The organism is Gulosibacter sediminis, assembly GCF_014904065.1.
GTDB lineage: Bacteria > Actinomycetota > Actinomycetes > Actinomycetales > Microbacteriaceae > Gulosibacter > Gulosibacter sediminis.
This window is the reverse complement of record NZ_JACXJG010000009.1, coordinates 6,716-25,474: the sequence shown is the minus strand read 5'-3', so window position 1 is coordinate 25,474 and position 18,759 is coordinate 6,716. Positions and strand designations below refer to the sequence as shown.

The 18,759-nt window shown below is 67.2% G+C and carries 19 protein-coding genes and 1 pseudogene; 17 read left to right on the top strand and 3 right to left on the bottom strand.

Annotated elements, in window-relative coordinates:
* Positions 1-45: 45 nt before the first annotated feature.
* Complete coding sequence (locus ID132_RS04775) at positions 46-198, bottom strand: hypothetical protein (RefSeq protein ID WP_193127991.1); 153 nt, start codon at positions 196-198, stop codon at positions 46-48.
* 308 nt (positions 199-506) lie between these two features.
* Positions 507-1,193 (bottom strand): hypothetical protein, encoded by a 687-nt coding sequence (locus ID132_RS04770; protein ID WP_193127990.1) that lies wholly within the window; start codon positions 1,191-1,193, stop codon positions 507-509.
* A 269-nt stretch (positions 1,194-1,462) separates the two neighbouring features.
* On the opposite strand from ID132_RS04770, the gene ID132_RS04765 reads away from it, so the two are divergent.
* The 3 genes from ID132_RS04765 (at position 1,463) to ID132_RS04755 (ending at position 5,398) form a co-directional block, all read left to right on the top strand.
* Positions 1,463-1,945, top strand: a complete 483-nt coding sequence (locus ID132_RS04765; protein ID WP_193127989.1) for a PH domain-containing protein — start codon at positions 1,463-1,465, stop codon at positions 1,943-1,945.
* Entirely contained in the window at positions 1,945-4,302 is a 2,358-nt protein-coding gene (locus ID132_RS04760; RefSeq protein ID WP_193127988.1) for a PH domain-containing protein, read from the top strand. The genes ID132_RS04765 and ID132_RS04760 overlap by 1 nt, the downstream gene beginning before the upstream one ends.
* A 199-nt stretch (positions 4,303-4,501) precedes the next feature.
* Positions 4,502-5,398 (top strand): dihydrodipicolinate synthase family protein, encoded by an 897-nt coding sequence (locus ID132_RS04755; RefSeq protein WP_328743694.1) that lies wholly within the window; start codon positions 4,502-4,504, stop codon positions 5,396-5,398.
* A 37-nt stretch (positions 5,399-5,435) separates the two neighbouring features.
* Here the strand turns inward: ID132_RS04755 and ID132_RS04750 are convergent, their stop codons facing one another.
* Positions 5,436-6,452, bottom strand: a complete 1,017-nt coding sequence (locus tag ID132_RS04750) for an LCP family protein (protein ID WP_193127986.1) — start codon at positions 6,450-6,452, stop codon at positions 5,436-5,438.
* A gap of 89 nt (positions 6,453-6,541) precedes the next feature.
* Between ID132_RS04750 and ID132_RS04745 the strand changes: the two genes are divergently transcribed.
* From ID132_RS04745 to ID132_RS13625, 14 genes and pseudogenes are all read left to right on the top strand, one after another.
* Entirely contained in the window at positions 6,542-7,795 is a 1,254-nt protein-coding gene (locus ID132_RS04745; protein WP_193127985.1) for a glycosyltransferase family 4 protein, read from the top strand.
* A complete protein-coding gene (locus ID132_RS04740; protein ID WP_211198271.1) occupies positions 7,758-9,581 on the top strand; it encodes a hypothetical protein in 1,824 nt (607 codons plus the stop codon). Before ID132_RS04745 ends, ID132_RS04740 begins: the two co-directional genes overlap by 38 nt.
* Positions 9,582-9,650: 69 nt before the next feature.
* Positions 9,651-10,856: a hypothetical protein gene (locus tag ID132_RS04735; RefSeq protein ID WP_193127983.1), complete on the top strand. Its 1,206-nt coding sequence runs from the start codon at positions 9,651-9,653 to the stop codon at positions 10,854-10,856.
* A gap of 1,067 nt (positions 10,857-11,923) precedes the next feature.
* Positions 11,924-12,436, top strand: coding sequence for a vWA domain-containing protein (locus ID132_RS04725; protein WP_193127981.1), 513 nt, complete (start codon positions 11,924-11,926; stop codon positions 12,434-12,436).
* Entirely contained in the window at positions 12,433-13,131 is a 699-nt protein-coding gene (locus ID132_RS04720) for a hypothetical protein (protein ID WP_193127980.1), read from the top strand. The genes ID132_RS04725 and ID132_RS04720 overlap by 4 nt, the downstream gene beginning before the upstream one ends.
* 24 nt (positions 13,132-13,155) lie before the next feature.
* Positions 13,156-14,364, top strand: a complete 1,209-nt coding sequence (locus tag ID132_RS04715) for a toxic anion resistance protein (protein ID WP_193127979.1) — start codon at positions 13,156-13,158, stop codon at positions 14,362-14,364.
* Between the two features lie 397 nt (positions 14,365-14,761).
* Positions 14,762-15,037 (top strand): type II toxin-antitoxin system Phd/YefM family antitoxin, encoded by a 276-nt coding sequence (locus ID132_RS04710; RefSeq protein WP_193127978.1) that lies wholly within the window; start codon positions 14,762-14,764, stop codon positions 15,035-15,037.
* 55 nt (positions 15,038-15,092) lie between these two features.
* On the top strand, positions 15,093-15,761 hold the full coding sequence (locus tag ID132_RS04705; RefSeq protein WP_193127977.1) for a hypothetical protein: 669 nt from the start codon (positions 15,093-15,095) through the stop codon (positions 15,759-15,761).
* A 227-nt stretch (positions 15,762-15,988) separates the two neighbouring features.
* Positions 15,989-16,108, top strand: a pseudogene (locus tag ID132_RS15150) (type IV toxin-antitoxin system AbiEi family antitoxin domain-containing protein); the annotation flags it as partial.
* Between the two features lie 48 nt (positions 16,109-16,156).
* Positions 16,157-16,948 carry an endonuclease domain-containing protein gene (locus ID132_RS14670; RefSeq protein ID WP_211198270.1) on the top strand — a complete coding sequence of 264 codons (792 nt, stop codon included), beginning with the start codon at positions 16,157-16,159 and terminating at the stop codon, positions 16,946-16,948.
* Positions 16,949-17,056: 108 nt separating this feature from the next.
* The gene (locus ID132_RS13630) at positions 17,057-17,488 is read left to right on the top strand and encodes a DUF6270 domain-containing protein (protein ID WP_193127975.1); all 432 of its coding nucleotides are present in this window, start codon (positions 17,057-17,059) and stop codon (positions 17,486-17,488) included.
* Positions 17,391-17,831, top strand: a complete 441-nt coding sequence (locus ID132_RS04690; protein ID WP_235988312.1) for a DUF6270 domain-containing protein — start codon at positions 17,391-17,393, stop codon at positions 17,829-17,831. The genes ID132_RS13630 and ID132_RS04690 overlap by 98 nt, the downstream gene beginning before the upstream one ends.
* 143 nt (positions 17,832-17,974) lie before the next feature.
* A complete protein-coding gene (locus ID132_RS04685; RefSeq protein WP_193127973.1) occupies positions 17,975-18,238 on the top strand; it encodes a ribbon-helix-helix protein, CopG family in 264 nt (87 codons plus the stop codon).
* Positions 18,235-18,474, top strand: coding sequence for a toxin (locus ID132_RS13625; protein WP_193127972.1), 240 nt, complete (start codon positions 18,235-18,237; stop codon positions 18,472-18,474). The genes ID132_RS04685 and ID132_RS13625 overlap by 4 nt, the downstream gene beginning before the upstream one ends.
* Positions 18,475-18,759: the final 285 nt, after the last annotated feature.

Genomic DNA, 18,759 nt, shown 5'->3' with positions numbered 1-18,759 from the left:
AAGTGACCACTCAACTGCCTGGGCGGGGGCGTCTTGGGTGGGTTGTTAGGTGGTGGACGTCGGGTAGATGCACGCCGGGGTGGCATCGTGCGTTGCGTCGGGTAAGACATCGGCGTCATCGGCATCAGCGATGACGTGCGAAACGCGCATATCGGCCGGCTCGAGCGACGCCTCTTTGCCGCTGCGGCTGGCGAGCACGAGGCTCGATCGTCGCAGCGTGCGAGGTGGTGGCAGGCCAGCGGCCGCGACATTCTCGTCGCCATCGTCACTTGGCCCGCAGTTTTTAGCACGTCGCCGATGAGTCGCAACAGCCAGAGCCTCGACTCGTTGCCCAGGCCCGCGACTCGTTGCCGAGAGCATTGAACAGGTGTGTTGCATCGGTCAGGTCAGGTTCCCGGCGCGCGTCACTCACGGCCGCAACCTAGAAACGAATGCAGCATGCCGATGTCGAACGAGCGTCGCTCTCGTATCCCTGGGGCGGGTGCGGTGAGTGGCCCGTGTGCCCGCTAGCTGACGACGTCGGTCACGCTGTCGTGGGGACTTGCGGCGTTCGAGTCGGCATCACCTTCGCTGTCGGGCGTCGACGGGTCGGTCGGCGACTCGCCGCTCGAGTCGCCGTTGCCGGATGTGTCGCCGGGGCCGCCGGTGTTCGTCTCGCCGCCACCGCCGGCAGTGCCGTCGGTCGACCCGTCCGTGTCAGTCGAAACCGGCACGCAGGTGCCGTTCGCGTCGAGCTGCAGCCCGTCAGCGCAAGGCTCGATGTCGCCGCCGGTGCCACCCGAGCCGCTGCCGCCTGACCCAGACCCGCCTGACCCAGAGCCACCCGTCCCAGATCCACCCGCATTCGGGTCAATCGGAACCTCGGGGCTGTCGTTATCCGGCTTCGGCGCCTGCGGCAGCGACTCGGTCGGCACAGGCTTGCGCGTCGCCGGCCGCGACGGCGTCGGGCTCTGCGACTTGTCGGGCGTCTCGCTCAGCGACGGCGTCGATGTCGGTGATTCGGTCGCCATCGGAGCCTGCCCGCCCTGCTGCAGCATCATCGCAAGCGCGCCACCAGCGACCACCAGTGCGACCGCTACGATACCCACGACGAGCAGGTTGCGCGGCTGACGCATCCAGGCCGAAAACCGCGCGAACGCGCCGGGCCCTGCCTCTTCGAGCAGTCCGCCATAGTCGTTAAGGGGCTGGGTCACTGGGGTGTTGCCGTTCTCTAGAGCAGGCGCAGACTCTGCGTATTCACTGCATTATCGCAGGAGAATTGCGGTATGGGCATCACCAGAAGGTAGCCACGTTGTATTCAACACGGGTCACACCAGTACCACCAGGTCGAGTTTGTGCCCGGCGGTCAACAACTCGCTCGAGCCGCTACCGAGCATCCATCGCAGGCATGATTCCGGCGCCGCGGAGCCGCGCGGGTAGCTAGGCTTTCCCGGGACACCGCACCCGAGGTCGAGAGGCACCAATGCAATTCCCCGATACGCCCGGCATTCAATGGCGCAGGATTTCGCCGAAGCTCGCGTTCCGCACCTTGGTCGGCGCCATCATCTGGCTGGTGATTTTCGTGGGCGTCACGATCGGCCTCTCCTTCATTCCTGGCCCGTTCCCGTGGTGGATCATCGGTGCTGTCTTCGTCGTCATCGCGGCCATCGAGATTCCGATGTCGTTCATCCGCGTGCGCAGCATCGGCTACGCCCTGCGCGAGGATGACCTCGTCTTCAAGCGCGGCGTCATCGCCAAACGCCTCGTCGCGGTGCCGTACGGCCGTCTCCAGGTGATCGACGTGAGCCGCGGCCTGCTCGACCGCATGCTCGGCATCGCGTCGCTCACCACCGTCACCGCCGCGGCGTCGACGAACGTGAGCATCCCGGGCCTCACCCCTACCGAGGCCGACGAACTGCGCGACCACCTCATCCGCGTCGCCGAAACGCGACGGGCTGGTCTGTAATGGCAGACGAGTTCGAGCAGGAGCGGCCACCGGCGCCCACCGGGGGCCAGGATGCGCAGGCTCAGGCCGGGGGCCAGGGCCAGGATGCGTCGGGTCGGGCCGGGCAGCAACCCGCGGATGCGCAGGGCCAGTTTGGTCAGCACCAGCAGCAGTACCCGGCGCACCAGCCGTTCGGGCAGCAGCCCGGGCCGCAATACGGGCAGACGCCCGGGCGGCCGACGTTCCAGCAGGCACCGAACGGGCAGCCCGCGGGGCAGCAGGTCCACGGGCAGCAGCCTTCGCAGTCACGCCAGGGATTCGGCCAGCAACGGGGCAACCCGCAGCAGCAGCCGGGTCAGCCGCAGCAACAGGGCTTCGGCCAGTACCCGGGTCAGTCGCAGCATCCGCAGCAGGGCCAGCCCCAACAGCACCAGCAGGGCTACCCCCAGCAGTTCCCACCACAGGCCCCTGGGCGCGGCGACGACCTCGCCGACGGACACTGGCACCGACTGCATCCGGCCACCCTATGGATCAACATCGTCGGCGGCATTTTCGCGTTCTTCTGGGCCGGCATCGTGCTGCTCATGAGCTTCCTGCCCGCCGTGGCAGAGGACGGCCTGCCTGGCTTTGTCATCATGCTGACGCTGGTTGGCGTGTTTGTCGTGTTTGTGCTCGCGATCCTCGGCACGTGGCTCGGTTACCGCAACACCGAGTTCCGGCTCACCGACGAGGTCTTCGAACTGCGCAAGGGCGTGCTGAATAAGTCGAACCGCCAGGTGCGCTTCGATCGCCTCCAGTCGGTCAACCTCAACCGCCCGGTGTTCGCGCGCATCTTCAACCTCACCGACGTTGAGACGTCGGGCGCGGGCGACAAAGCCGGCTTCTCGCTGAAATACCTCAACGCCGACCAGGCGAACGGGCTGCGCGCCGAACTTCTGCGCCGCGCATCCGGGGCCAAGAAGCGTCAGACCGAGCGTCGCCATCAGCTCGCCGAGCAGGCGGCGTCCCCCGCATCCCAGGCACCAGGCCAGTTCGGCGGACCCGCGGCGCCGGGCATCCCTGGCTCCCCGATGCAGCCGGGCGCGACCCCGCCGCCGGCCCCGCGCCGCGGCCAACTCAGCGCCTTCGTCGACCGCGCGGTCGAGGACTTCGCCGGGCCCGAACTCAGCCCAGAAATGGTCGCCGAACAGTCGGTCGTGCGCGTGAAGCCCGCCCGCATGGCCGCGACCGCGGCGCTCGGCGGCGTACTCGCGGCGGCGATCCTCCTCGTCGCGAGCATCATCGGCTACGTCGTCGTGCGCGGCATCCTCGGGGCGGCCCTGCCCAGAGACGTGCCGTTCGGCTTTGACGTCGCCTGGCTGTTCGGTTCGGTCGGCACGATCGGCTTCATTCTGTTCATCACCCTCGTCTCGGCGGGCAGCACCGCGCTCGGCAACATGCAGTACACGATCGCGGGCACGCCCGACGGTCTGCGCATCGGCCGCGGCATCCTCAGCCAGACGAACGACACGCTGCCGCCGGGGCGCATCCACGCGATTGAGGTGCGGCAGCCGGTGCTGTGGAAGCCGTTCAAGTGGTACTCGATTCGCGTCAACCGTGCGGATGTGCGGACTGGTTCCTCGCAGCAGGAGCAGCAGAACGCACTGCAGCGCTTCATCGTGCTGCCGGTCGGCACGCGTGACGAGGTCGAGCGCGTGCTGCAGCTCATCATGCCGATGCACATGAACCCGCGCACCGCGCAGCTGCTCGAGTCGGGCTTCAAGGGCGGCCGCAACCGCGAGTTCACGCCGGCGCCCATGCGCGCGTGGTGGATGCACCCGTTCAGCATCCGCTTTATCGGTGGGGCCATCGACGGTGGGCTCGTCTACATTCGCACCGGCTGGCTCACGCGGTCGATTGCGATGGTGCCGGGTGAGCGCATCCAGTCGGTGACGTCGCGCACGTCGCTGCTCGAGCGCATGGCCGGCGTCGGCAACGTGCGCATCGACACCGTCGCCGGGCCGATTCACCCGATCCTCCCGGCCGTGTCGGGCGAGCTGATCAACGGGCTGCACGAAGAGCTCTCGAAGCTCGCGATCCGCGCGGCGAAGGACGACACCTCGCACCGCTGGTTCGAGGCGCAGGCCCGCGCGACGGTGGCGGCCGCGCACATGCGCGCCGCGGATGCGCGCCGCACTGGCCGCGCCCTCGACCCCCAGACGCAGCGCGTCCTCGCGGCCGAAGAGGCGTGGCGCCGCGAGCAGCAGGCCGCGTCGGCGCCGGGCGCAGGCTCGGCACCCAGCGCTGGCTCGACACCGGGCGCGGGTCAGGCCCCGAACGCTGGGGCGGCCCCGAACCAAGGCCGACCGCCGCAACCCCCGGCCGGGCCGCGCTCGTAACCAGCGCATCCGCCAAGCCGCAGCGCTCATTACTTCTGCCGTACTGCTGCCCCAACCCGCCCGGATGCGCGGGCTCGTGTTCGCCCGCGGGCGCAGTGATTAGCGTTGTCGCGATGCATTGGTGGTAGTCGACTCATGCATGGCCGAGTCGCTAATGACAAACTCGACACTGTCACCGCCCGACCCTCAGGAGTTCACCGTGTTCACTGGCCTCAACGCGTTTCCACTCACGCCGCTCGCCGATGACCGCGTTGACGAGCACGCCTTCGCCGGCCTCGTCGAGCGCCTCGCGGCCGCGGGCGTAGATGCGATCACCGCGCTCGGCTCGACCGGCTCGTACGCGTACCTCTCGGTTGAAGAGCGCGCCCGGGTCGCGCAGCTGGCCGTGCAGCACGCTGGCGAGACCCCGGTCGCGGTCGGAGTCGGCGCGCTCCGCACTTCGGATGTGCTGAAGAACGTCGAGAATGCGGCGCGGGCCGGCGCGCAGGCGGTGTTGCTCGCCCCGATGACGTACCAGCCGCTCACACACGACGACGTGTTTGAGCTGTTCCGCGCCGTGACCGACGCGAGCGAACTGCCGGTCGTCGTCTACGACAACCCCGGCACCACACACTTCACCTTCACGACCGAGCTCTACGGCCGCATCGCGCAGCTGCCGGGTATCGCGTCGATCAAGATCCCCGGCGTGCCGGGCGACCTCGCGTCGGTGCAGGCCCGCGTCGCCGAGATCCGCGCCGCGATTCCCGAGCACGTCACCATCGGCATCTCGGGCGACGCGTTCGCCGCGACCGGACTCAGCGCCGGTTGCGACGTCTGGTACTCGGTGATCGGCGGAACGCTGCCCAAGCCCGCGCTCGAGATCACCCGCGCGGCCCTCGCCGGCGACGCGACCGGAGCATCCGCCGCCTCAGAGCGACTCGCGCCGCTGTGGCAGCTGTTCGCCGAACTCGGCGGCAGCCTGCGCGTGGTCGCGGCGATCGCCGAGCACCTCGGTCTCGCGCCGGAGCGCAGCCTACCGCTGCCCATTCAGGGCCTGGATGCGGCGCAGCGCGAGCGCGTCTGGCACGTCATGCAGACGCTCGGCCTCGACGCCTGACCCATCGGCCGGCCGCCAACGTCACGCAAGCAGAGAATTACCGCGCAGGCGGGTCGTACCCAGCCAGGGTGTCGTCGGCGAAGTGCTGCTGCACGGTGGGCAGCTCGGCGTCGTTGAGGTAGACGACCGACTGACCGCCCTCGTCGCCGGTGCCGGTCGTCGGCAGCGTGAACGACGTGATGTCGCTGCTCTTGATCGACGCCATGCTCGTGCCGAGGTCGACCATGGCGTTCACCGTCAGCTCCGAGTCACGCGCAATGTACGGCACGACCGAGTTCAGCAGCGAGTTGAGCGTCACCGGGTTCGTCAGCACGTCGCGGCTCAGCATCTTGTCGGCCACAGCCTTCAGGAACAGCTGCTGGTTCTCGACGCGCTGGTAGTCGCCGTCGGTGAACGCGTACCGCTCGCGCACGAACGCGAGCGCGCGGTCGCCCGAGAGCGTGATCTGCCCGGCAGGGTAGTGCTCGTTTGTCGGCGATCCCGAGGTGAACTCAGTCGGGTTGTTCACGGTGACGCCGCCGAGCGCGTCGGTGATGTCCTTGAACCCTTCGAAGTCGACCATCACGACGTGGTCGATGCGCTGGTCGATGATGCCCTCAACGGTCTGAATCACGAGCGGTACGCCGCCGTATGCCATCGCGGCATTGATCTTGTTCATGCCGTAACCCGGAATATCCACCCACGAGTCGCGCATGATCGACATCATCTGCACGCCCGAGCGGTCGGCCGGGATGTGCGCCACGATCATCGTGTCGGCGCGCGATCCGGTGCCGTCGAGTTCGGTCGAGGCCTGGTCGTCGCGCGAGTCGGAGCCGAGCAGCAGGATGTTCATCGAGCCGCTCGTGTTCTCGGTGGGGCGCACGGTCTCGTCGGGGAACGCATCCTGAATCGTCTCGGTGTTGCCCCAGCGCGCGTACACCGAGTAGATCGCGGCACCGGCGGCCAATACGAGTACGAGGAAAACCGAGCCAATGGCGATCCAGATGTTGCGGCGGCGGCGCTGTGCGCGGGTTCGCTGGCGGGGCTCGGCGCGGTTCGCTTCCTCGTGTTCCATGACGGCAGTATCCCATGGTCGTTCCACGCCATGGTAGGCACCCCGTATTCTGAAACGACGAGTACTCGGGAGCGAAGAGGAGGGGATACGTGCGGGTTTTACTGCTGACCCACTATTTCGCCCCCGAAGACGGTGCCCCGCAGCGACGCTGGGGCGCGCTCACGCGAGAGTTCGTCGAGCGCGGGCACGAGGTCGCGGTGATCACCCCGCCGCCGCACTACCCGTCGGGCAAGCTTGCGAAACACTACCGCCGCACCTATCGCGCCGGCAGCCACACGACGACCGAGCACGGCGTCGAGGTATTCCGCAGCGGCTGGCTGCCGCACCGCGGCGACATCATCACGCGCACCTTCGACCACACGACGGCCGCCGCATCCACCGCCCGCCGCGCGGCGCAGCTCATCAAGAAGGGCCGCATCCGCCCCGACATCATCGTCGCGACGGCCCCCGCCATCGAGACGATCTACGCCGGCAACTGGCTCGGCCGTAAGTTCAGCCTGCCCGTCATCACCGAGATGCGCGACGCTTGGCCCGACCTCGTCACCTACACGCCCGGTCTCGCGAACGGCCGCGGCCCGGTTGCGATGGTCAAGCGGCGCATCCACGAATCGGTCACGCGCGCGCAACTCTCGGCGGGGCAGGTCGTCACGACGACGAGCGCGTTCGCTGGCGTGCTCGAGGAGCGCGGTGTCGAACACCTCGAGATCATCCGCAACGGCACCGTGCCCGAAACCTACGAGCAAGTGCCGGCCCGCGACGCCGATCACCCCGAGCTGCGAGTGCTCTACATGGGCAACCTCGGACGCAGCCAGGGCCTCGACCTCATCATTCGCGCGGCCGCGATCCTGCGCCAGCAGGGCTATCGCCTCGCGGCGCGCATCGTGGGCGCGGGCCACGAGGCCCCGGCGCTGCGGCAACTCAACGCGCAACTCGGCGAGCCGATCGAGATCCTCGACCGCGTGCCGCCGAACGAGGTGGTGCACCACTACGCCTGGGCCGACTCGACCATCGTGTCGCTGCGCGACTGGGAGCCGTTCCTCTGGACCATCCCCTCGAAGCTCTACGAGCTGCTTTCGACGGGGCGCCACATCACCGGCATCCTCGCGGGCGAGAGCGCAGGCATTCTGCTCGAGGCGCACGCCGGCACCGTCGTGCATCCGGGCGACGTCGACGACCTCGTCGGCGCTTGGAAGGGCCTCATCGAACACCCCGAGCGCCTCGAGATCGGCGACACTGGCCAGCAGTGGGCGCGCGAACACGTTGCGTACTCGAGCCTCGCGACGCGCTATCTCGAGATTCTCGAGCGTGTGCTCGACGACCACGCCCCGGGTGCCCGTGCCTAGCCGGGTGCGCGCGCTCGCGGCAGCGGCGAGGCGGATGCTCGGCGCGGGCGGCCAGCGCTCGGGCCAGGATGCGCGCGACCCCGAAGCGCGCCGGCTCGCGGCCATCCGCGAGTTCCACCGCCACGAGCAGCAGCTCAAGCCGGCGTACAAGCACTGGGGCTACAAGAACGTCTTCGCGAAGGGGTTCATCGGCATCCGCGGCGTCGAGCCCGAGCTACCGCGCGAGCGCTGGCAGCGGCTCACCCTCGGCGACTGGCACTTCGCCATCGACCCCGAGCTCGAGCATCGGCAGGCGGTGGGGGAGCGCTGCGCCGTGCTGATCCTCGGCCACGCCTTCGCCCCGGCGACGGATGCGCGTGGCGGGTCGGCCGGCAGCGATGCGGATGCGCGTGACCGAGAGTCCAGCCGCGGCCCGGATGCGCGCGGCGGCACCGTCGCGAGCCGCCGCGATGCCGTGGCCGGCGAGCTCCTTGCCGCCGCCCGCGCCGATCTGGCCTCCGGCTCATCCCGAATCCGCGTCGACGAACTCGTCACCTGGCTCTCGGGCCGCTTCGTCGCGTTCGTGCTGCGCGGCGACGAGCTCGACGTCTATGGCGACCCGATGGCGACGCGCGCCTGCTACTACCTCGACCAGGGCAACATCCGCGTCGCGGCGCCTGTAACCGCACCCGCCCCGAGCGACGGACCGTTCGCCCACACGACTTCCATCCCGCACCCAAACCTGCCGGGCAGCGCGCAAACGCCCGAGCACCTCCGGGCCCTCGCGCCGGCCGTCGCCTCGCACACCGCGCTGCTGTCGAACTACGCGGGCGGCCTCACGTTCCGCGAGAAACGTTGGGCGCTCACACACCCCGACTACGCCGACGACTTCGGCCGCTGGATGCCCGGCCTCATCACCGCGCATGACCACGTGCGCCAGGTCTCGGCGAACTGCCGCCTCACCATCGCCAAGTCCGAGGCAGCCCACCGCCGCTTCTTCCCGCCCCGCGGCTACCGGTGCGAAGAGCAGCCCGCAGAAACTGCCTTCCCCATCTTCCGCGACGAACTGCGGCAGCAGGTCGCGAACTGGTGCGACACTCACCCTGAGGTCTCGCTGCCGCTCACCTCGGGGCGCGATTCGCGCGCGATCCTCGCCGCGGGCATCCTCGAACTGCAAGAAGCTGGCGCGCTCACCTTCACCTACCACCCGTTCCACGTGCCGCAGAAGAGCACGCACACCGACCTCGACATTGCGGGCCGCGTCTCGGCGGCGGCGGGCCTGCCGCATCTCGTCATCGACGTGCGTAACGTCAAGCGCGGTTCGCCCATGGACGAGCTCTACAACGCGACGTTCCCGAGCTACCGCCGCTACGCGAACCTCGCGGCGGCGCTCTATGTGAACATCCCGGCGAAGGCGGCGACGCTGTTCGGCGTCGGCGGCGGCATCATCACGGGCATGTACCGCAACACCGACGAGCAGACGCTCAGCGCGCCGCTGCTCGCGCGCAAGTACGCGAACTCGAAGTTCGGCGACAGCCCCGAGCTGCACCGCCGGCTCGAGCAGTGGTTCGCCTACACCGAGTTCGACACCGAGCGGCTCGGCGGCCACAGCATCTACGACCTGTTCCACTGGGAGCACCGCATGTCGAAGTGGGGCGCCGAGGGCTACCTCGAATACGACCTCGCGACCGTGCCCGCACCCGTGCTCAACTCGCGCCACCTGCTGCTCACGGCGCTCTCGCTGCCCGAGGGCGACCGCAAGGCGAAGCGGCTCTACGAGCTGCTCGAGATCACCGACCCCGAGTAGCGCGACACCTGGGCGTTGCCAGCCGTTCACCTGCGTGTAGTCGAATTCGCAGGGATCGGAGGCAGTCCTATGAAGCTTCGCCCAATCCATTTCATTGGAATCGGGATCCTCGTCGTGGGCATCATCGCCGTGATCGTGCTGCAGGTCACGGGCCTCGGCCGCAACGACGGCACGTCGAACGGCAATCTCACCGAGGTGACGGGCGTCGTCGGCTCTGAGAAGAAGGCGTTCTTCGAAGACCCGGCCGTGCAGGAAGTCTTTGCCGAGCACGGCTACGAGGTCAACGTCACCACCTCGGGCTCGTGGCACATGGCGAGCCTCGACGGCCTCACCGAGAACGACTTCGCGTTCCCGGCCTCCGAGATCGCGGCCGAACACATCGAGTCGACGCACCCCGACGCGGTGCTCTCGACCCACAAGCCGTTCTTCTCACCGCTCGCGATCGCGACGTTCGAGCCGGTGATGGAGCTGCTCGAGCAGAACGGCGCGGCGACGCAGGATGCGAACGGCGCCTGGCAGGTCGACATGGCCGCCTACCTCGACCTCGTTGAGAGCGACACGCGCTGGAATCAGCTCGAGGGCGCCGACGACCTCTACAACTCGCCGCGCAGTGTCATGATCACCTCGACCGACATTCGCACCTCGAACTCGGCGGGCATGTACCTCGCGCTCGCGGCGTATGTGCTCAACGGCGAGAGCGTGCTCACGAGTCAGTCGCAGGCGGCGCCCTACCTCGGCACGCTCACGCAGCTGTTCGTCGCGCAGGGCTACGCCGGCGCCTCGTCGGCCGCGCCGTTCGAGGACTATCTCTCGCAGGGTATCGGCGCCGTGCCGATGGTGTTCGTCTACGAGGGTCAGTTTCTCGAAGAGCAGGTGCGCGACGGCTCGCGCATCCAAGACGGCATGGTGCTCGCGTACCCCTCGCCGACGATCTTCTCGGTGCACACCGGCGTCACATTCTCAGATGCGGGGCAGGATGTGATGCAGCTGCTCGAGACCGACCCCGAGCTCGCGTCGCTGCTCGCGGCCCACGGGTTCCGCCCCACCGGCCAGAACTCGAACGCCTTCGCCGACTTCACCGAGCAAGAGCAGATCTCCGAGCAGTACCCCTCGACGAGCGCGTTCGTGAACCTCGCGCAAGAGCCGAGCTACGAGATGCTCGACTACCTCCTCACCGAGATTGGTTCGGCCTACGACGTCTCCGGCGCCCCGCCAGCAACTCCCGAAACCGATAGCCCCGAGCAAGACTCGAGCGGACAGGACGAATCACCGTGACCCTACGCATCCGTCGCTTCGCTGGCGCGCTCGTCGCCGCCTTCGCCCTGCCCCTCGCGCTCGCGGCATGCTCGCCGACCGGCGCGGCCAACAGCGACAACGTCATCCGCGTGCTCGCGGGCTCAGAGGTGAAAGACCTCGAGCCGATTCTCAACGACATGGCCGACGAGACCGGCGTCACGTTCGAGTTCGAGTACATCGGCACGCTCGACGGCACCGAGGCGTTGCTCGCGAGCGACGAGAACGAGTGGGATGCGACCTGGTTCCCGTCGAACCGCTACCTCACGCTGTTCCCCGAGGGCGAGTCGATGATCGCGCAGAGCGAGTCGATCATGCGCTCGCCGGTCGCGCTCGGCCTGCAGCCCGAGAAGGCCGCCGAGCTCGGTTGGTCTGAGGATGCGCAGCCCACCTGGCAGGAGGTCGNCGACGCCGCCTCGAGCGGCGACCTCACCTACGGCCTCACGAGCCCGATCTCGTCGAACTCGGGCTTCACCACGGTGGTGCAGCTCGCGACGGCGCTCTCGGGCACCGGCTCGGTGCTCACCACCGACAACATCGAGACGGTNCGCCGCAGCTCGTCGAGTTCGCGAAGGGCCAGACGCTCGCGTCGGGCTCGTCGGGCTGGCTCGCTGAGAAGTACGCCGAGGACGTGACGGCCGCCGACGGCATTTTCAACTACGAGTCGGTGCTTCAGGGCATGGATGACGACCTCACGATCATCATCCCGTCAGACGGCGTGATCACGAGCGACTACCCGCTCACGCTGCTCAACGGCGCGGACGAGGCGAAGACCGAGAGCTTCAACGCCGCGGTCGACTACCTGCTCAGCGATGAGACGCAGCAGCGCATCGCCGACGAGACGCACCGCCGCACGACGGTAACGCCGCCGAGCATGGACGCGACGGTGTTCGAGCTGCCGTTCCCGAACCAGCTGTCGACGGTGCAGGCGCTGCTTGAGAGCTGGCTCAGCGAGGTGAAGAAGCCGTCGAACATGGTGTTCGCCATCGACACCTCGGGCTCGATGTCTGAGGGCGATCGCATGAACGAACTTACCGCGGNCGCTCGACGTGCTCTCGGGCGCCGATGCCGAGGGCACCGCCGGGTTCCTGCGCCTGCAGCCGCGCGAGACGATCACCTACCTCGAGTTCGCCGACCAGATCAAGAGCCAAGAAACCTACGAGATTCCGAGTGACCCGACCGAGTATCAGCAGACGCTCGACGAGATTTCGCAGCACGCGGCCGGCTACTCGCCGGGCGGCGGCACGAGCATCTACTCGACGGTGTTCGAGGCGTACGAGATCGCGCTCGAGAACAGCAGCGACGGCACCCTCACCTCGATCGTGCTGTTCACCGATGGTGAGAACACCGAGGGTGTGCAGGGCTGGGAGTTCGAGAGCGCGTACGCGGAGTTCCTCGAGGAGCACCCCGAGGCCGCGAACATCCCCGTCTACACCGTCGTGTTCGGCGACTCGAGCGTCGAAGAGATGGAGGAGCTCGCCATGCTGACCGGCGGCCGGTCGTTCGACGCCACGAGCGAGTCGCTCGCCGCCGCGTTCCGCGAGATCCGAGGGTATCTGTGAGGCCACGCTGGCTCATCCCCGCCGGCGCCGGGGTCGGCGTCGGCGTGCTCGGCACACTCGGCTCGATCCTCCTGCTCTCGTTCGCGCCGCCGATCGGCATCGCCGTGGGCGTCGCACTCGGCGCGGGCGCGGCGTTCGTCATGGCGCCCGATCGGCCGGGGCACCTCACGATCACGGCCGGCCAGCCCGACGATGTCGCGGGCGTGCTGAAGGAAGTGCAGGCGAGCTGCGACTCGATGGAGTTGACGATGCACAAGCTGCGCAGTTCGCCGCTCTGGTCGAACACCGACGTCGACGACCGCATCGTCGGGCTGATTCGCGCGGTGCGCAACCTCACGACGATGCCGCAGGTCGCCGCGCGCCAGCGCATCGACGGCGACGTGCAGATGCTCTACGTGCTCGGCACCGACTACCTGCCAACCATCGTCAACCTCGTGATCGACAACGACCGCATGCACTCGACCTTCTCGGGCAACTCGTCGCGCGCGCAGGTCGAGGAAAACGTGCGCATGCTCGGCACGCAGGTGACCGTGCTCGCCGAGGGCGTCGACCACATCGAGACCGGCGTCGTGCGCGGCACGACGCAATCGGTGCACGAGCACGCCGCGTTCCTGCAACTGCGATTCGAGCAGACCGGCTCGAAGAGCGTGCTCGACCTCGACACCCCATTCGCTTCGGGGCCACCGGCCCCATAACCACCGACAAGCCCAGGAGACGCCATGAAACTCGCCCCGCCAGAACCCGAAGAGTTCGAGCCCCTCGAGGCGCACGAGCCCGTCGACGTCGTCGAGCCGAAGAAGGCGCCGGCCATGCTGCCCGACATCTCGGCCGACGACGTGCTCGACCTGCGGCAACGCGCGAACACCTGGGTGACGAGCCTGAGCGAACTCAAGCCGAAGTCGCCCGAGTACACCGAGCAGGTGCGCGCAATCTCGAAGGTCGCCCGCCGCGAGATCACTGCCACGACGAGCTCGTCGTCGCGGTTCCTCGACAAGTCGCTCGCCCAGGCGAAGTCGGCCGGCGGCGAGGGCCACGCCGTCACGGTGTCGAAGTCGCTCGTCGACCTGCGCAACATCGTGCAAGAGCTGCAGCCCGAGAACAACCCGGGCCTTGTCGGCCGCCTGCTGCGCAAGGTGCCGGGAGTGAAACAGCTGCAGCGCTACTTCCGCCAGTACGAGACGAACCAGGCGCAGCTCAACGTGATTCTGCGCGCGCTCGAGAATGGGCAGGATGCGCTGCGCAAGGACAACGCGGCGCTCGCGGTTGAGCGCCGCACGCTATGGGAGGCAATGATCGAGCTGCAAAAGCTCAGCGGCCTGCTTTCAGAGCTCGACACTGCGCTCGTCGACCGCATCGCTGATTTGAATGCGGAAGGCGACGTCGAGGCGGCGCAGGCGCTCGACCACGACGCGCTGTTCGCGGTGCGCCAGCGCCACGTCGACGTGCAGACGCAGATTGCGGTGAGCGTGCAGTCGTACCTGTCGATGGATCTGATTCAAGACAACAACCTCAAGCTCATCGACGGTGTCGAGCGGGCGAAGACGACGACGATGACGGCGCTGCGCACCGCAATCGTCGTGGCGCAGGCGCTTGAGAACCAGAAGCTCGTGCTCGACCAGATCGATGCCGTGAACTCGACGACCTCGCAGATGATCGAGCAGACGAGTGCCATGCTGCGCGACAACTCGGCGCGCATTCAGCAGCAGGCGGTGTCGTCGACGATCTCGCTCGACACGCTGCAGCGGGCGTACGACAACATCTTCACGGCGATCGACGACGTCGAGAAGTTCCGCGCCAACGCGAACGAGAACTTCGCGGTCACCATCACCAACCTGCAGTCGCAGCTCGAGCGGGCCCGCCCCTACGTCGAGCGCTCGCGCGAAAACGAGCTGCAGCGCGGCGAGGGCGGCCCCGCCCTCCTCCCGTAGCCGGCACCTGCTTCAGCTGCCGCCGCCGCACCTCTGCTGCCACCGCCGCCGCCCACTGTTTCTGCGTCTGCTTCTGCCGCTGCAGCACTTGCACCTTCCCACCCCGACGCTTTTCCCTACGTAGCCGTCCCCAGAGGGGTAGTCCCCTCTACCCGGCCCTGCGTAGGGAATTGCGCCACCTCGCGAGCGGTAGCCGTTCCCATGACCCTCCCCAACCTGACGCTTTTCCCTACGCAGCCGGTACCAGAGGGGTAGTTCCCTCTGCCGGGCTGTGCGTAGGGGATAGCGCCACCCTCGCCAGCGGCAACCGAGCCGACGGCACCACCGGCAGCCAGTATGTGACACCTAATCCGGCAAAAGTATGCACTTTTGGGTCAAGCTCGAATACCCTTAGACCATGAGCGAAACACCGCCGCTGAGGATGCCGACGACCGTGGCGCAGCGAAACGGCATCGGCAAGCTCGCTTCCCAAGCACAGGAGCGCACCGTTGTGCTGACCAACCACGGCAACGCCGTCGCCGTCGTCATGAGTCCCGCCGAGTACGACAATCAGCGCCGAAAGCTGGTCGAACTCGAGCAAACGGTACTCAACACGGCCGCGCTACTCGTGGCCGAACGGTCTTCCATGCTCGACGCAACCTCGGCACGGGAGCGACTGCTTGCCGCCGATTGAGCAGCTTCCGAACGACCAGGCAGAGGTTGTCTTCACTGACCACTCGATCGAGTGGATGGCGAATCACCTGACGAAAGCGCGCCGTGCTGAAGTCTTCGATCGCATCGTCACGCTCTTCCAAAACCCGGCCGGTAAGCACGCCCTCGGGAATCGGGACGGCAGCAGGCTCGCCGGATGCAGCACGCTCGAGGCCGACGGCCGCGAACTAAGGGTCGTGTACATGGCCTCATCCAAGGGCGGGGTGGGGCTCGTCGAGATCATCGCTGTCGGCCCTCGACGTGGCTCCGAGGTCTACGACATGGCCAGCGCGCTGGTCGCGTCGGGCAAGCTCACCGACGCCGAATCCACTCAGATCTGGGATGCGCTGCAGCTACTGGATGACGAACGCCAGCGTCTGGGGCTAGAGACCTGGGACTACTTCGAAGGTCCAGCCGCGCCTGGGCTGATCGCATCGGTCGTCAACGCCGGGCTCATGCGAGAAGAGGACGCGAAGCTGCTGCGCGAGCGCGAACTCATCGTCGCGATGCAAGAAGGATGGGGTGCTGACGGTCCGGACCCCGGGGCGGCACTCAGGGCCGCGCTCAGAGAAGTTTCGTTGAGCACGACACCCGAGCGGGCCTTGCAACTGCGACGGGAAGACCGGTGCGGTGCCTACATGCCGCGCGCCGGCAAATTGTGCATCAGAGTGCAAGGGCACCACGGAGCGCACCGCAGCCACAGGTAGCTGCCGCGAGCAGCACCAGTCCCCAGCGGCATGCCACCGGAAGTGGGTGGCAAGGCCGGCGCGGCGCGCGGCGCTTCTCCCGACGGAGGAGCGGGTTAAGGAACTCTCACCTCAAACACTTGCCTGGTCGGGAGTTACACCGACCGCGCCACCTGTGGAAACGCACCCATCCACAGCCGGACTACCCTCGCGGGCCTGCCCACCTGACCCGCCGCTTAGCTCGCGGCATGAATCTCACTTACCTCTTTGAACAGAACTTCGGCGTCGTCAGAACGAAGCAACTCCTCGACACAGGTCTGACGCGACGCGAGGTGCAATCGATCGCCAAAAGCGGCCAAATCGAGAAGGTGCGGCGTGGCTGGTGGGTCTCAAAGTCCTACCCCGCGAATTCGGATGTGCTTCAGGCGGTTAAGGCGGGAGGCGTCTTAACGGGCCCCTCCGCGCTCAAGGCACGTGGGGTGTGGTGCCCGGCAGAGATCAAGACGCTCGCGGTGCGCGGCAGCGATCGGCGAAGAAAGAAGAAGACCAAGGCGAAAGACAACCACAACTGGTACTACCTCGACCGTGAGCGCGCCCAACGCGTGCCGAGGTCATGTGATGACGCCGACACGGCCCTGCTCGTGACGATGCTCCACTACACGTGCACGCAGGCGACGGTGCTCGCCGACTCTGCGGTCGAGCGCAAACTGCTGACGGCGGATGAGGTGAAGTCGGCCGCCGAGCTGGCCGGGCACCGCGGTGCCGCCGTCATGCGCCACTTTGATGCGTCGGCCGGCTCGGGCACCGAGTCGCTGCTTCGGATCTGGCTGAAGCAGCATCGAATCAAGTACCGCACCCAGGTGAAGATCGAGGAAGTCGGCCGCGTCGACTTCCTCGTCGGAAAGCGGCTCGTCATCGAGGTCGACAGCCAGACGTATCACCGCACCGAAGAGGCGTACCGCAACGACCGTGAACGCGACCGCAAACTCGTCGCCCGCGGGTACCTGGTCATGAGGCTCACGTACGAAGAAGTGACCGGCGAGCTCGACGAGGTAGGCGATTACATCCTCGAGATCGTGGGGCGCGACGATCACCGCCGTAATCCGAAAGAGTGGACCACCGTGCCAAGAACCATCCGGCGCCAAGAGCTGGAAGCGAAGCGAGCGGCAGCAAAAGCGGCCAAACCCACCAACGCAGCCGCCCGATGAGGGCACTCTCCCTCATCGAGCCCGGTCGTAGGGAAAAGCGTCGAGCCATCCACCGCATCCCAGAGTGGCAGCCCACCAGCCATCGCCAAATGCCATAGCTTGCTAGGTATGGGAACCGAGCCAGGGCGCACTGAACAGGTCGATACCGACGATTCGGCGACGTGGATCACGATTCTCGGCAGCTGCGTCAGCCGGGACACGCTCGAGACGATGCCGCGCGACGCGTTCCCGATTGACGGCTACTACGCCCGCTACTCGCTGCTCTCGGCGGGCACCGACGCGAGCCCGAACCTGCCGGCGCAGTTCACGACGTCGAGCAAGTTCCAGCTGCGCAACGTCATGCGCGACATCAAGGGCAATCTGCTCGAGGAGCTGCAGGGCAAGACGAAGTCTGAGGTGCTGCTCTGGGATCTCGTCGATGAGCGCCACGGCGTCTACGAGTTTGCCGACGGCAGCATCATCACGCGCAGCATCGACGTCATCAACATCNCCCGAGCTCGCCGAGGCGGTCGAGCGGGCGCGCCACCTCAAGTTCGGTGAGGATGAGCACTTCTTCCGCTGGTGCGGCGCGAGCTCGGTGTTCGTCGACGCGCTCGACGCGTTCGGACTGCGCGACAAGACCCTCGTCGTCGCGACCGACTGGGCCGAGAAAGACATCGACGGCAACACCACGCCGTGGTCGATGGGCACGGCCGCCCCGCAGGCGAACCAAATGTTCGCGCGCTACTACGACCGCCTCGAGCGCCTCGGCCTCAAGGTACTGCGGATGCACGACCTCCGCGCCGACCCGGGTCACCGCTGGGGCCTGGCCCCGTTCCACTACGAACCGAGCGTCTACGCGCGAGTGCGCGAGGCGATTGAGGCGTTCCCCTCGGCGTCCTAGAACGCGAATTTGCTGGCGTCCACGGCTCCAAGGCTCAACTGAACCCGCTTCCCTCGCTGTCGCCGGGTGCTGTGCGTCGTCGCTTGGCCCTGGTGCGGAGGGATTATCCCGCCCATGCAGTATTTTCGTTATACAATAATGGAATGAACGAGCGCGAGACGATCGACGGGGTTCCCGTCACGGAAGAGCAGATCGCTGCGTGGGCTGCTGAAGCCGAGGCTGGCTATGACGTTGCGGCGTTGAAAAAGCGCGGTCGCGGACGCCCAGGTCGCGGTGCTGAGCCCTCTCAGGTCGTTGCGCTCCGGCTCACCCTTGACGAGATCGCCGCGATCGACGCGCGCGCCGAACGCGAGGGCAAGTCACGCTCAGAAGTCATCCGCGAAGCGCTTCAGCTTCCGGCAGCGTGAACGTTCACGACTCGGCGCTAAAGCATGGCATTCTCCGTGAGGATGCGATTCAGGCGGCGACGTGGGCAGTATGGGTCGAGGAGCTCGATGAGAACAGTCCGGCGCGTCAATTGCGGCTCGGCTTCGACACTCGTGGTCGGCTCTTGGAGACGGTCGTTCTCGTCTTTGACAGCGGCGATGAACTGGTGATCCACGCGATGAAGGCTCGACCGCAGATGATCGACCTGCTGCCCTAATCGGATACGTCATTCAGCATTCGCGGTCGTCTGCGCCCGCTTTCGTGCGGTTCGGACGCACCCAGATGGGCAGGCTGTCCACTCTGAGAGTGTCAATGAAGTACCGTTATAGGTACGGTTTTGGCAGGAAGGCGTGCGATGGGGTACCGGCAGGATCTATGGGAGATCGCCGCGACCCGCAACGGCGTGGTGACCGTCGTTGAGGCGGAGGATGCGGGCGTACCCGCCGTCGAAGTGCGGAAGCTCGCTGCTCGCGGCGCTCTCCGCGGATACGGGCAAGGTGTC

Coding starts and splice junctions, on each gene's coding strand:
- ID132_RS04765 (WP_193127989.1), top strand. CDS start 1,463: ATGCAATTCCCCGATACGCCCGGCATTCAATGGCGCAGGATTTCGCCG.
- ID132_RS04760 (WP_193127988.1), top strand. CDS start 1,945: ATGGCAGACGAGTTCGAGCAGGAGCGGCCACCGGCGCCCACCGGGGGC.
- ID132_RS04750 (WP_193127986.1), bottom strand. CDS start 6,452: ATGGAACACGAGGAAGCGAACCGCGCCGAGCCCCGCCAGCGAACCCGC.
- ID132_RS04735 (WP_193127983.1), top strand. CDS start 9,651: ATGAAGCTTCGCCCAATCCATTTCATTGGAATCGGGATCCTCGTCGTG.
- ID132_RS04715 (WP_193127979.1), top strand. CDS start 13,156: ATGAAACTCGCCCCGCCAGAACCCGAAGAGTTCGAGCCCCTCGAGGCG.
- ID132_RS04710 (WP_193127978.1), top strand. CDS start 14,762: ATGAGCGAAACACCGCCGCTGAGGATGCCGACGACCGTGGCGCAGCGA.
- ID132_RS04705 (WP_193127977.1), top strand. CDS start 15,093: ATGGCGAATCACCTGACGAAAGCGCGCCGTGCTGAAGTCTTCGATCGC.
- ID132_RS04685 (WP_193127973.1), top strand. CDS start 17,975: ATGAACGAGCGCGAGACGATCGACGGGGTTCCCGTCACGGAAGAGCAG.